Origin of the sequence: Ruminiclostridium papyrosolvens C7 (assembly GCF_000421965.1) — a bacterium.
GTDB lineage: Bacteria > Bacillota > Clostridia > Acetivibrionales > DSM-1351 > Ruminiclostridium > Ruminiclostridium papyrosolvens_A.
The window spans coordinates 93,481-107,268 of the sequence record NZ_ATAY01000031.1 but is presented as its reverse complement, the minus strand read 5'-3'; the positions used below and the strand labels follow the sequence as shown (position 1 = coordinate 107,268).

At 37.8% G+C, this 13,788-nt stretch carries 13 protein-coding genes; all 13 read left to right on the top strand.

The features are described from left to right. The first annotated feature begins 10 nt into the window (after positions 1-10). The 13 genes from L323_RS30810 (at position 11) to L323_RS30760 (ending at position 13,768) form a co-directional block, all read left to right on the top strand. Complete coding sequence (locus tag L323_RS30810) at positions 11-811, top strand: hypothetical protein (RefSeq protein WP_020815515.1); 801 nt, start codon at positions 11-13, stop codon at positions 809-811. Continuing rightward, a complete protein-coding gene (locus L323_RS30805; protein ID WP_020815514.1) occupies positions 804-2,330 on the top strand; it encodes an ATPase, T2SS/T4P/T4SS family in 1,527 nt (508 codons plus the stop codon). Before L323_RS30810 ends, L323_RS30805 begins: the two co-directional genes overlap by 8 nt. Next, positions 2,323-3,258 carry a hypothetical protein gene (locus tag L323_RS30800; RefSeq protein WP_020815513.1) on the top strand — a complete coding sequence of 312 codons (936 nt, stop codon included), beginning with the start codon at positions 2,323-2,325 and terminating at the stop codon, positions 3,256-3,258. Before L323_RS30805 ends, L323_RS30800 begins: the two co-directional genes overlap by 8 nt. Positions 3,259-3,283: 25 nt before the next feature. Beyond that, on the top strand, positions 3,284-4,420 hold the full coding sequence (locus L323_RS30795) for a hypothetical protein (RefSeq protein ID WP_020815512.1): 1,137 nt from the start codon (positions 3,284-3,286) through the stop codon (positions 4,418-4,420). A 161-nt stretch (positions 4,421-4,581) separates the two neighbouring features. After that, positions 4,582-4,806, top strand: a complete 225-nt coding sequence (locus L323_RS30790) for a hypothetical protein (RefSeq protein WP_131451048.1) — start codon at positions 4,582-4,584, stop codon at positions 4,804-4,806. A 195-nt stretch (positions 4,807-5,001) separates the two neighbouring features. Next, entirely contained in the window at positions 5,002-5,205 is a 204-nt protein-coding gene (locus L323_RS30785; protein WP_020815510.1) for a hypothetical protein, read from the top strand. 22 nt (positions 5,206-5,227) lie between these two features. Further along, positions 5,228-5,383, top strand: a complete 156-nt coding sequence (locus L323_RS41360; RefSeq protein WP_004621600.1) for a hypothetical protein — start codon at positions 5,228-5,230, stop codon at positions 5,381-5,383. A gap of 11 nt (positions 5,384-5,394) precedes the next feature. Further along, positions 5,395-5,856, top strand: a complete 462-nt coding sequence (locus L323_RS30780) for a hypothetical protein (RefSeq protein WP_020815509.1) — start codon at positions 5,395-5,397, stop codon at positions 5,854-5,856. Further along, entirely contained in the window at positions 5,837-6,493 is a 657-nt protein-coding gene (locus tag L323_RS30775; RefSeq protein WP_020815508.1) for a hypothetical protein, read from the top strand. The genes L323_RS30780 and L323_RS30775 overlap by 20 nt, the downstream gene beginning before the upstream one ends. Further along, a complete protein-coding gene (locus L323_RS30770) occupies positions 6,486-6,767 on the top strand; it encodes a hypothetical protein (RefSeq protein ID WP_020815507.1) in 282 nt (93 codons plus the stop codon). The genes L323_RS30775 and L323_RS30770 overlap by 8 nt, the downstream gene beginning before the upstream one ends. Before the next feature lie 128 nt (positions 6,768-6,895). After that, positions 6,896-6,991: a putative holin-like toxin gene (locus L323_RS41630; RefSeq protein ID WP_242835268.1), complete on the top strand. Its 96-nt coding sequence runs from the start codon at positions 6,896-6,898 to the stop codon at positions 6,989-6,991. Between the two features lie 176 nt (positions 6,992-7,167). Further along, positions 7,168-8,610: an S-layer homology domain-containing protein gene (locus L323_RS30765; protein ID WP_020815506.1), complete on the top strand. Its 1,443-nt coding sequence runs from the start codon at positions 7,168-7,170 to the stop codon at positions 8,608-8,610. Positions 8,611-8,629: 19 nt separating this feature from the next. After that, positions 8,630-13,768, top strand: coding sequence for an Athe_2463 domain-containing protein (locus tag L323_RS30760; RefSeq protein WP_020815505.1), 5,139 nt, complete (start codon positions 8,630-8,632; stop codon positions 13,766-13,768). Positions 13,769-13,788: the final 20 nt, after the last annotated feature.

The window sequence follows — 13,788 nt, the reverse complement described above, 5'->3', positions numbered from 1 at the left end:
ATGCGATATTATGGGGGAAATGATATCTGTGTGGTCACCGGCTAAGAAAACCGGAAAGACCATTTTTTTGTATATGCTTGTAAACAGCCTTTTAAAGCAACTTGACAGTAGTAGGAAAATATTGGTTTGCTGCTGTAATTTGAACTACGGAAATTTATTGAAACTTTTTGGAATAGATGATAATGAATTGAACATTGAGGACGTTGTCAATTTAAAGTTATCTCAAGATAATAGTATTGATCTGCTGAAAATCCTGGGACGGATTGAGAATGTCTATTTTCTCGGAAGTAAGAAAACGAACATGTCTTATGTCAGCAGGAACCTCCCTGAATATGCAAAATTCATTGATGAATTCAAACAAAATTTTGACATCGTGTTTTTTGATACCATTTCAGGACATGAAAATATTCTTACAAACATGCTACTGGAAAACAGCGATTATATCATCAATGTAATCAATCAGGATAAGGAGATCCTGGATTGCCTGAATTTCGTTGCCGGTAAAGAAATAGCCTTTGTTGTGAATGCCTATCGTCAAATATATCCTGATGTCACGGAAATTAAAAAACTTTATAACCTCCATAACGTTTTTATGCTTCCTGACAGTAATGAATTGCTGGAAATGAAAAATAAGAACAGACTGGTAGCTTTTCATGAGTATACGACTGAATACAATAAAGAATTAAGCCGTATTAGTGAATTTATACTCAAAAGCTTAAACCTGGAAACGACTGGCAGAATAAGTACTACACCTTCAAGGAAAGTAAGGCAGCTGTTCAACTGGATACACGGAGGTTTTAACCATGATTAAATTAGACGAACTGATTGCGGTAATTGAAGAGAAAATTAAATCCAGTAAAAAGACCTTCACAAGCGACAAGGAAAAAGTTTCCGAGCTGCAACGGATAACAGACAGGGAACAGGAGCTTAGAATCAAAGCAACCGAAGGAAACGAACAAGCCAGAGATACTACCAGGAACATGGTTTTCTTTATTTTAAGTGAGATAGATGAAATCACGCATAAAAATATTGATGAAATTATCTTTCAATATCATCTGAATTATTTTCAAAATATTTATACCGGAGATAAACAGGATAATATAAAAAAGCCGATTGATACTGAAATCGAAGCCTATCTTCAGAAGTTTTCCATAAGTACATACGACACTTTTGAAAAGAAGCTCCAGAAGCTTGCACAGATTATATATCAGGAGTTATTTGGTTTCAGTATTCTGGATGAGCTCATATTTGAAAGTGAGCTCAACGAAGTTGCCACAACGAGGAGTGATTACGTATGGATCCAATACAAAGGTATAAAGCGTAAGGTGCCAAACTCAAAATTCAGATTTTACAGCAATGAAGTATACACAAAAATTATTGAGGACAGAATAGTTTCTACCGCAAATCTGGAAATGAACAAAGGAAATCCCATTATATACTCAACCCTTGAAAACGGATCCAGGGTAACAGCCCTGCGATCGCCATTGTCAAGGTACTATGTAGTTAATATCCGCATATTTGCTTACAAGTCATTAAGCAAGAAAGACCGCAACAGGTTTATGCATCAAAAGATGATGGAGGTTCTAAAAATATTAAGCAGCAAGGGCCGCAGAAACATTGCCATTATAGGAGAGATGGGATCAGGAAAAACGACCGCAGCGGATGAACTCGTAATAAAGAATTTGGATGATGATCTGGCTATAGGATTGGCAGAGAACATACATGAGCTGAATATATCAGGAAAGTATCAGGATAAAAACGTTATTGAGCTTCAGTACGCAGATAAGTACACGCCTACTGATATCATGGAGATATTTTTCCGCCTGAACCGGGATATTGTAATATTCGGGGAAGTCAGGAGCCATATGGAGGCCTTTGAAATGATCAATGCAATGCTGAGGCAGGCTAGAGGCAGCATGTGCACATTCCATTCATCAAGTATTCCAAGACTTGTACATGATTTGAGAAAGTTGCTGATGCAGACTGGATTCTACACGGATTACAGGGAAGCACGCTTCGACATTGCGGATGCAATAGACCTTGTTATCCAAATCAAACTTGACAGGGACACGGGAGTCAGATACGTGTACAAATTTGCGGAGATTATTGCAAACGAAGAAGACATGAGTTATATAATACGTGATTTATTCATTTACGATAAAGTCAGCGGTAAATACCTTGTTAACAGGAATGGCATTAGCGAAAGTACCCTGAATTCATGTATGGAATTTGAAATGACTCAGGAGGACAGGGAATACCTGAAGGGATTGTTTGTACTGAAACCTGATGAAGACTGCTTTTCCTACGAAAAGGAGGAGCCCCATGGATAAAATACTGAAATATGATAGCTATTACATTATTGCACTGGCAGTCGGTGCAATTTTTTTGTTGTCCGGACTTCTTTGGGAAGTATATGAAAAAAGCAGTAACAGGCTAAATAAAAGCAATGCCCCAATACGTGGCAGAGGCGGACTCGCATATATTTTTTCCTTCGCCATGAAATTGCCGGTAATCAGAAGAATTAAAAAGCACTATCAAACCAATCTGGAATTTGCATTCTCAAAGGATTCAGTTCTTAATACTATTTCGAATGTAATGATAGTTATTATGGCAGGGTTTAGCATTACCCTGATATTACTGCTTAATAGAATCGGTCAACTATGGTATGTAAAGGTAATGATAATTGTAATGAGTATTGTGCTTCCATATTACCTTTTGTCACTATTAATTGATTTGCATAAATACAGGATGAACACACAAATTCCAAAGTTGATTGATGAGTTCAGAAGTGCTTTCCTTGAACACAACAAAATAAAGCCTGCACTAAGAGAGTGTAGTAGAAATGTGAATAAAAATATGGGTAGATTGATGCTTCAGGCCGCGGACAGTTCTGATACCCAAAAAGTGTTAGAAAGTATGAGAGACAGGATCGATAATATCTGGTTCAGTATCTTTGTTGTTATGCTGCAAAACTATAAAGAAAACGGCGGAGATCTCATCGGACAACTATATAAGCTAAACAATACAATGTCCACGCAACTTAGTATTGAAAAAAAGAAAAACAGAAGGCTTTTATGGTACGAGATATTCGCTGTATGTGCATCAATCCTCAGTATACCCGCCGTACTTTGGATTAACAGATTGATTATAGGCAATGATGTAAGCCTGATTGATCCTGACACAAACCTTGCAATATGCAGAGTTATAGCCTTTTCGGTACTGTCCCTGGTTGTAGTCAGAGTCCTCAGAAAGATGTAGTTAGACTTAAATAGGACGGTGAATTATGAGAACAATGTTTATTTTGACTGTCATTGGACTTTTTCTGGCAGTGGTAGGGATCTTCATGAGCAAGTATCCAAGAGAGTCAAGATTTCTAACTCTTAAAGAGTTCAATTTAGAAAATTTGACACAAATACGAGGCTTAAAAGCCATTCTTAACTTCATTACAAAAGATAAAAATTTTATTTTAAATAAATTTGGACTGGTATCGCTAAAATGTTCAGAAACAAACCTATCTTTACAGGCCCTGTATATTGTGAAATTTTTTTGCATGGTGGTGATTACGGTCACTATAATCGTGATAAATTATACAAATCTTGATATCACAAAAGTGAATATCATATCAAAAGCCGGTAGTAATATAGACGTATTGCAGACTTTCAACCCTCAAAAATCCAGCCCTGACAGTGGATACAATTATTCCCTGTATTATACTATTCTGGACAGAGTGAATCATGAAGGTTATTTTGAGAAAATGGACGACAAGTTTAAAAGGGAACACCTTTCAGAAATCATACCGGGATTGATTCATTCCTCCAATAAAGAAGATATAGAGTATAATGTCCAAAAATTCCTTTCTACCTGGTATGCATTGAAAAGAATAAATCTGTTTGATTGGAAAATTATCCTTATAGCTATACTTTCCTTCTTTTCACCGGAAATATTTTTATTGATGAAATGGCTCCTGCTTGGCAGTGTTTACCGTAAAGAGGTTATCAGACTGGAGAACATTTTTGAGCTTTTAGGCAGCATGGAGGAATTCAAGACCACCGATATCCTGGAGCAGATGGCTAAAGGATCACGTCGGTATAGAAAACATATGAGAGAATGCAGAGAACTGTTTCAGACGGATAGAAGGCTTGCTGTAGAAAGCTTGAGAGCTGCAACGAAAAATAAGAAAATGTCGGAGCTGGTTGATACCATCAGAATATATTCTCTCGTAGATAAAAAACTTGCTATGGATATACTTGCCAAGAACCGTAGGAGCAAGGCAGAGGGAATACTGATTACGGCCGATGAGGATATGGACTGGCTGGATATTGCTGCATTCGTGGGTATTACTCCACTGCTGTATGAACTGGCAAACCTAATGCTTAAGCCTATGCTGGATATGGTATTCGAGGCGTTTAAATATGTATAGATAAATGCAAGACAGATACAAACATTGAACCGACATGTTTACACAAATTTCCTTATATGTTAATATATACATATAACTTATTGAGGATTGTATCTTTACTGATATTAATATTCACAGTTCCGGCTTCTATGGAAACATGGCAATCTTCGGAAACGATGGATATGTACTGTAATAGTTGTAGTCGTGTTACTACGTGGACTCTTTATTATAATGATGATTATGTATATTATACCAATGACGATTGTTTTGAATGCGGAAAAACAACCAGGTTTAAAAATACCAGAGTTAAGGAAATTTATGTTTGTCCATGTGGTAATAGTCGTAATTTGGGTTATTGGACTGATTTTGAATGTACAGTATGCGGTTGGGGTGGGACTGAATTTTAGATAAACACTTTTTTTCAGCAAAGTTAATAGAAATATAACAAAAAAAGAGTTGGTTCACTCCAACTCTTTTTTCTATGCCCAAAAAACCCTGCAAAATTGACTTCATGCGGGGTTTTTATGAAATATAGCATTACGACCTTTATTTTAAGGAGGTGGTTTAAGTCAAAACATTCTACTTGGAAGGAGGTGAGAACCTTGAACAAAGTACTGGTTGCGATAATACTATTTGCACTTACGGTAGCAATAATAGTGGCAGTTATCATTCCTATTATGAAATCCGGTAAATCCGCAGGGCAGGGAGCAAAGGACAAATTGGACGATACTCAGACAGACATCAATACGTTGAGTGCTCCGGTATCATATAACGTTTTTGGATATGGAATAACACAAACGGTTTAATTACTGAAGGAGCTGATAATTAATGAACAAGGTAATTGTATCAATAATTCTATTTGCACTTTGTATAGGCTTGGTTGTCTCGGTGATAATACCCATTGCAACCGAAATCAGGACGGGAGGTGAGAAGACTTTCATGACGGTAAAGCAGACAAATAACAATATAGTGCCTGAACCGTAAAGAGGTGGTTTATGAACAAGATATTTGTAGCAATGATAATTATCCCTTTTATTGCACTTTTAATGTTTAAGGGGATTGCAATTTCGGACTATGATCTGAAGCAGAGGTATCTTAAGGATCAGGTTGATCTGATAGCTTACCAGGTAAAAATTACAGGTAGACTGACTGCTGAAGCCTATAACGAGTTCAAGACCAAAATTGGCAAAATCGCAGACTTTAGCTCAGTTGGCAGCAGCATTATTCTAAAAAAGGGAGTATACGCTGGGGGTAGAATCGTAGTATTGACTAATTACACAATAGGAGAAAAATTAAACAAGGGTGAGGCATTCATGGTTTATATCAAATCAGGAAGCATATCAATGTACAGCAGGTTGCAGAACGGCGGAATCAGTGCTGACGATAGTAAGAATTTATATTATAAAGCCAGGGCAGAATGTAGAATTGAGGTGTATAGTGAGCAAGGGAACACTTAGCTTCATGTTTTTCAGCATGGCAATAGTTCTAGTACTTGCCATTATCGTACTTAACGTAGCAGATTATTCTTTATATTCATACAAGAAAAAATGTATTGCCAGTGCTATTGATTTTGCAGTGTCGGCTGCAGTCCAGGAGAATAATACCGAGCTCAGTCGACAAGGCTATGCTGAAGGTGTGGACGAGTCTACAGGGAAAATATCTACCGATAATATTGTCATAGATACAGAAAAGGCATCTGCTGCTTTTTTCAGTACATTGGAATCAAATGCCGGTATAAGAAAAGATCAAGTTATACCAAAAATGATGATAATCATAATCAACCCAACCGACACGGACATGAACTACATAATAACAAATGATTCAAAAAATATATCCGGCAGTGTCACGGATCCGGCTTCCATAGAAACCGTAATAAATACAAATTCGTTGGCATTCTGGGATGCTGCCGATCCGGATTCGGAAACCATATACGTAAATGGGAATCCAAAAACAACTGAATTTGAGAAAAAACCTTGTTATATGGTTTTTATTAAAAACTATGAAATAGACGGTCTTTTTAAAAAACGAACTGCAACCTTTATAGCTTTTAAAGGTTCGCATATAGAAAGAAAGGACAGTGGTATTGATGACTGAAGCCGAAATTATTTTTCTTCTGTTTCAGTTTATAGGTCTGATATTGCTAGTCATATCAATCAACATCAGAGCAAAAACTCGAAATCGGTTTTTATTCAGTCTTGCAGCGTATACATATAATCTTATAGTTGGCTGTGCTGCATTGTTTTTAAACAAGAATGCATTTACGATATGTGACTTAATTGCAATATTATTAATAACAGTTTTAACATTATATTTTATACTTATAGTTGAGAAATATCGGGCCGGGAAAAACAAATCAGGTACAAATTAAACTTCTATGGAAAAATAATACATGGTATAATATTACAAAGCTTAATCCTATCATCAATTTTGGTGATTGGATAAATGCAGGGTGCGTTAGTCACATTCCCATCTTACAAAAGAAGGGAGGTGGCTGGTATGAAGATATACGAAGCAATATCTTTAATGATAATGTTCTCTATGTTTCTCATATCGTTACTCTCCTTGATTATAACAATAATCAAGCTGGTATAACGAAAATCACCCTGTACTCGCAATACAGGGTGATGAAGCTTAAACTTTACACTTTGTAATGTGACTGCCGCATCTTGCGGATATCCAATCACCATATATATATTATAACAAAATCAAATCGAATGTAAACATATGTCAAACGAAATTTTAAATGAGTCAAAAGGAGAATAGAGAGAATGATAAAAAAACTTTTATGTATGATAACAGTATTAGCAATTATATTATCAGCATTTTTACCCGTAACGGCGGAAAATGCTGATCCGTCAGACAGTACAACAACAGCAATGCGTATGAAGCCTCTTGTTGACAAATACAACGGCCTGACACAAGCAAGCCTTGATACTGAGCTGGCTAAGTACCCGGATATTAAAAGTCACTGGGGCAGGAATTTCATATCAAAAATATCTGCACTTGAAATAATATCAGGTTTTCCGGACAGAAGCTTCAGGCCGGATGAAAAGCTCCTGGGAGGACAATACATTTTGATGCTCGTCAGAGCAATAGGCTACCGACCGGAAGTACCTCAAGGAGTACCGTACTACAAACCCTTCGTTGATATTGCCTTAAATGAAGGTATACTGTCAAAAGGCGAAATTCAGGATTATACAAAACCTATTACCCGTGAACTTGCGGCAAGTCTTGCAAGAAGAACCCTAGGAAAATATGAAACAGTTCCAAAGGATTACTTTATAAAGGGAAGCGACCCATACCCGTCCAAGGGTAACAAAGGCTTTTTTGACAATGTATATGCAGGCTACCAGAAGCTTAAAATGACAGATTATCCTACTATCACAGGGAAATACCTTCAGGATGTCATCGACTGCTACCGAGTAGGGCTTTTAACAGGAAGTAACAACAAATTCAATCCCAAGGGTACTCTTACCAGAGCTGAGGCATCCGTCATAATAATAAAGCTTTTGGACAAGAAGGCAAGGGTGGAAAGCATTCCATCAGCCAGCGAAAGCTTCAAATGGACAAACAGCAATGCCAACAACGGTGCATATGACAATGAAACCGCAGGCTTCTATGAAAACAAGGAATATACCCTTTATAAAGGCTTGTTCCCAATGATGGAGATATGGGAAACAGCACAAACAATGTACAAGAACTGTAACCTGATAACAGGAGGGAAGATAGACTTTACTTTCAGTGAGAAATACAAAAGCTTTGCAGTAAACTATTTCAATGGTGAGGATCACTTTAAAAAGTATATGAACTATAATTTCAACGGATTAATTTTACCTATGAACGGAATTGGAATGGCATCTCAAAGAACACAAATACCAAAAGGAAAAGAAGAGAGCTTATATGATAATGCAAATGGCTGGCTGTATGAAATTTCAAGCTATGAAGTTGATGAATATAATAAAGACTTAAAAAGTTATAGCCATGAACTATTAAAAGTATGGTTTCAAAAGAATTATGAGCAGGCAAAAAAAATACATGACCAATATTTAAGTTATGCAATAAATGGAGTCGAGTGGAAAAGCGGTGTATACCTTGTTGATGGTAGACAGATATATGTTGTTGGTGGTAATGGTGATAGTGGTAACGTTTTTACATTTCAAGTATGGGCTAAAGATTTTATAACCAAGGATAAGATGCTTAAACTAAACTAAATTTGAGAAGGTGATTTAATTGAATAACAGATTAGTTAAGGTGCTGTGCATGATAATGTGTACAGCTTTTTTTATTGCTTTTTTTCCTGTGATTTTCAAGATAAATGCAACAGGAAGTTATACATCCCTGAAATATGAAAAGGGCGGTATAGAGTTTTTTGACCGGACTACATACGACAGTTATAAAAAGAACAACCAATTACCTACACTTCCTGGAGGAGGTGCGGTGCCATTTTCAATAAAAAAGGGTACTAATACATATTATCTCAACTACAGGATGTTCACACAAAAAAACCTTGTAGTATATGGTAGCTACAAGTGCGTGGCAGGAAACTATTTCAAGTGCGGATATCAGATACATAGTGACCTGGACAATAAGCAGCCTGATATTTATTATGACGGAGGATATTTCTTAAAACCAAACGGAATTACATGCAAAGGCAAGGAACAGAACCCTGAAACACATGGTGATACCTGCAAGACCAACCGGGGAGAGTGGAAGTACCTGGGCTTCGATGTAAATGGAGAAGTATTCAGTAATATGTGGATGATAAATGTTGCAACTGAGACTTCATTTAAAGAAAGAAACTGGGTAAAGGAGCCCTGGAGTGCTTCTAATGAAGTTAAAAAAGCACTCACAGCAAAAATAAGTACCTACAATGATGGAGCATATAACATAAATAACCGTTATCAAAGGACTATAGTGCAAAGCTTGAGAAACTGGATGTTCCGAACTTTTTCTTCGGTAAACGGATTTAAGGGAATACCCAACGGAAACAATGTTTACGACCCAAATGTGTATCAATACCTATATGTACAGTCGGCTCCGACAATCCAGTATTCCGGCAGCGGAAAGATGTGGCACATAAGGCCAAACGGCTCTATCTGGTATCAGACGTTTTCAATACCAATACTGAAAAATAACAAGTACGACTTGCCGATAAAGTGCTATGTCACACTTGCTTCTCCCTTGCCAAGCATACCTGAAAACGGAGAAATGGATAAACAAAAAGTAAAACTTCAATTTACAGTACAGGGAGTTTTGGAAGACAGTGACTACTACAAAGATCCTGTTACAAGAAGTGCATTTTATACAAGACAGGATATAAAAAACTGGGAATTAAACCTAGACAAAATCCCGGGCCTTACACTTACTGATGAGCAAAAGAAAGCCGTTACGATAGTACCAAAGAGTGCTGCGGACAACCAAGGTACTGCAACTATTACAATAGAAACAACTGTAGCAGACATAAAAAAACTGCCAAAGTCAGGGGATAAATATCTATTGGCAGTGGAAGCTACTGCAAAAGTAGTATATAAGGATACCCACACTCAGACGGCAGAAGGCAATAACAAATTTCTTACAAACAATTTTAAAGCACTTGCAAAAAAAGAATCCTTAGTAATTGATATACCTACACTTGAAATACATAATCACATCGGTGAAGTGGCATTTGACACAGTTCTATTCCGGGACGCTACAGACAATACGGATATGTCAGCAGTCAAGAGTACTGAATTGTACGTTAATGGGGAAGCCGTTGACTATGACCAATTCTTTTCAGGATATTACATCTTTCCGGCTACTTCCGATAAAAACGGATACTTTGCAGAAGTTATCTGCAGATACATCCTTGATAAAAGCAAGATTGTACTGACGGGGATACCGGAAGATAAAAAGCAGGAGATACTTGGTGCTGCCGTGGTTGAATATGTATCAACGGATTATGTGTATGTATATCCCACAAAGCCTATTGCACAATTTAAGCTTTCCTCGAACTCCTGGAAGCAAAACCGGATAATAAATGTTGAAAATATCTCTGCTGACGGGAACATACAACTGGTTCTGGACAAATATCCAATAGTTGAATACAGATGGTCATACGGTGGTACTTCACAACTGTACAAAGGTACTGATAGCGACTTAAAAAAGCAACTGCAATATAAAGAGCCGGGTTCATACTCCTTGACGCTGGAGTGCAAAAACACCCTGGGAAAATGGTCTGACCCATATACAGTGGAATTCCAGGTACTTGAGGATATTGCTCCGAATATAGAGCTGAACCTATCTGACAGCATAGTAACAAGAAATGATCAGATAAGTGCCTGGCACTATGACGTCAACAGTACAGATGGTGACAAAATAGCAAGTGCCAGAATAGAATTGTGGTATGACAGTGACGACAACGGCAGTGTCGACACACTGATTCAGAGATGGAATGGTCTTAGTGATTTCCCAGAATATTCTCCAACACAGCTTGGATACTACAAATTCTATATATACGCCCAGGATGAGTTTGTTGGTGTAAATGGTCAGGATACGCTATCTCAGTATGTTACCGAATCGGATAAAAAGTCAGCAAGTCTGGAATGTGATTTTTGGGTAGACAACTACCAACCGCTTTCAGATATATACGTGGATGCTCCCGTTGAAAGACCTAACGTAGATTTGTATATCATGAGGGATAAGGACTTAGCACAGGATAAATACGAATATATTGCCAGCAACAGAGTGACAATGGAAAATGCATTGCTGGGCAGAAATATTATTCCCAACGTCAATATATGGGACATGAAAACCTATGAATATTCAACCCCTGCAAGTATATCAAGCAATACCGGAACAAATTACCCTTCGGAAGAAATCTCATTTACCAGTGCCGGTTATTCGGGCAAGCTGCAAAGGACAAGTGTAACAGACAACGGCGGTTATCATGATTTTGGACATTATGAAACCCGAATTGAGACCAAGACTATAAGTTCAGGTGGTGGTTATGCTTCCGGACATGGGTATGGTGGTTCAACCCCTTCATCCAGCATTTCCTACAGTGATGGAGAAGGTTATTCGGGTAACATGTACATTCAGAATTATACATACACAAGTACTCCTTGCGGACATCCCATAAACCCTACTCATGGGGAAGGATATTTTAACTGGACAAGATCCTGGTCAGGATATTCCGGAACTGCAAAAAGAACAGTTTCCTACTGGGTTCCCAATATGCAGTGGGTTGCCAACTATACAGGCTACTACAGCGGTACTATATATAAATATGTACGGCAGCCTTACACAGATACGTGGCGGGGGAAAAGCAGTAAATACATCATATATATAAGTGATGGTAATATATCGGATATTTCAGACTTTAATTCAGTTTTGGCAAAGACAGATGCAAAGGTTATTCTGGCAGGAACACCCGCCATACTGAAGCAATATCCTGACTGTGCTAAATATATAGATTCAACAAGCAAGACAGTTCAGGAGATTTTGAATGAAGCTCTGGAATACATTTCAGAGGAAACCCCGGAGATTGAACAGATATTTATTCTTCAGAATCAACAGTTTACCCTGAATGTGGGCGAAGACGACCTTGAAAAAGATGAAATAGTTTCAAGAGAAATGCAATATGTACATGACAAGGACTATTTTGATAACCCCACAGGACAGGAATCCGGAACCCAAACAGTTTTAAACGCTGATTCAGGATGGAAAGACGATATAAAAAATTCATTTTCAAATGTAGGAAAGTACCGGATATACAGAAGGGTAAAAGACAAGCCCTCCGGTGCATATGGAGATAATTACTCCTATTACAGCGGAGCTACAGAGGTTGATATATATGTACACAGAAAGCCTGTTGCCAAGGCAGTACTGGATTGGGATTTTGATGGGGTTACAAATACCTATAAGACAACCTGGAAGGATCTTAGCTATGATCTGGATCATAATATTACCAGAGCCAAAACTGACAAAGGAATATCAGATAGAAGAATTATGTGGAAAAAAGAAGGCGGGGAATGGAACTATACAATACCCGACAATCTGAGCCCCGGTACATATAGAATCAGATATTATGTAAAGGACATAGAAAACACTTGGTCAGATGTTTTTACCATGGATATAAACGGAACAACCTATACAGATGTCCCGGAGGCTTCATTTACCTTATCCGATACACCTCCGATGCAGTTTGAAGCCAAACTTCGGGCACTGAAAACAGTATTCAGAAACCCAACGTCTCCTGTCACCTTACCGGCCAGTGAAGACCTAGAAGTCTTTGATTTATGGACAAGATATCCGTCAAATCCGTATTTGACAATGGCCCTGTACAATTTAAGTGGAACTCAGGTGTCAGGTATTAAAAATATCGGCTACAGTACAGATACAGGCGTTAAAAGCGGAAATGACATCAGTTGGAACAGTATACCTTATAATATACCTGATACCCTTATAGACGGTAATTATTTCTTTAAGATAACAGCCAATGCAGAACAGAGCAAGACCATAGCTTTTCCGGTCACGGTAAAAACCCCTATAAACCTGAAAGGATATATAAACGGCAAGGAAGCTGCAGCACAGATAAATACAGGTGATACAAATGTATTTAAGTTTACAACATCACAATATGTATCAAAAACCCAATTATTATTCGAAGGTCATACATACACTTCGGATTCCGGAAATATAAAGCTGATATCTGATTCAGGATCGGTAAAGACATGGGAATTTAGACTTGATATTACTGATGGAGCATATCCGGATGGTAAGTTTGGAAGTGCTGAATTTAAAGCATGGCTTCCTTCGGGAATGAGTGAAACAATTAATGTAGACTATAAATTCGTAGGTATCAAGGGATACGGTTTTGCAGTTACAATGATGCTGGATCTAGGTTGGAGATCCTATTATTTTGATACAAGCAAGGGCATTGATGATAACCGGGATGGCAAAATCGACAGGTATCCACGGAGAAACAACACGGATATCCCTGCCATAAAAATGCCGATAAATTATTTCTCCCTGGTGGGCCACAGTAGGACATATATCAAGGCCGGTTACAAGGTAAAAGGAAGGATTGATATCCAGGGTGAACCGGATTATGCGGCATTTCGAATACACTATATTATCAAAGGGGAAACACACACTGATACCGTTAAATTAACAAGAACCTCAGGAAACACTTATACATTTGAGTGGGTTATTCCACTGGAAACGGATGATAAAACCTTTGTAAGCTTTGACCTGGTAACGAAGAAAGGTGCGTCAACCTATGGAAGCGAGAAATGGATCGACACCTGGGATAGCCGTAATACATCAAGACTGGTTTTCTATGTCAGGGGTAAAGCTACGGATGATCTGATTTATGTGCAGAGTCAGTAAAATATTGAGTTTTCTTAAAT

Excerpts from the sequence above, each read along its gene's own strand:
- L323_RS30810 (WP_020815515.1), top strand. The coding sequence starts at position 11 with ATGGGGGAAATGATATCTGTGTGGTCACCGGCTAAGAAAACCGGAAAG.
- L323_RS30805 (WP_020815514.1), top strand. The coding sequence starts at position 804 with ATGATTAAATTAGACGAACTGATTGCGGTAATTGAAGAGAAAATTAAA.
- L323_RS30800 (WP_020815513.1), top strand. The coding sequence starts at position 2,323 with ATGGATAAAATACTGAAATATGATAGCTATTACATTATTGCACTGGCA.
- L323_RS30795 (WP_020815512.1), top strand. The coding sequence starts at position 3,284 with ATGAGAACAATGTTTATTTTGACTGTCATTGGACTTTTTCTGGCAGTG.
- L323_RS30790 (WP_131451048.1), top strand. The coding sequence starts at position 4,582 with ATGTACTGTAATAGTTGTAGTCGTGTTACTACGTGGACTCTTTATTAT.
- L323_RS41360 (WP_004621600.1), top strand. The coding sequence starts at position 5,228 with ATGAACAAGGTAATTGTATCAATAATTCTATTTGCACTTTGTATAGGC.
- L323_RS30780 (WP_020815509.1), top strand. The coding sequence starts at position 5,395 with ATGAACAAGATATTTGTAGCAATGATAATTATCCCTTTTATTGCACTT.
- L323_RS30770 (WP_020815507.1), top strand. The coding sequence starts at position 6,486 with ATGACTGAAGCCGAAATTATTTTTCTTCTGTTTCAGTTTATAGGTCTG.
- L323_RS41630 (WP_242835268.1), top strand. The coding sequence starts at position 6,896 with ATGAAGATATACGAAGCAATATCTTTAATGATAATGTTCTCTATGTTT.
- L323_RS30765 (WP_020815506.1), top strand. The coding sequence starts at position 7,168 with ATGATAAAAAAACTTTTATGTATGATAACAGTATTAGCAATTATATTA.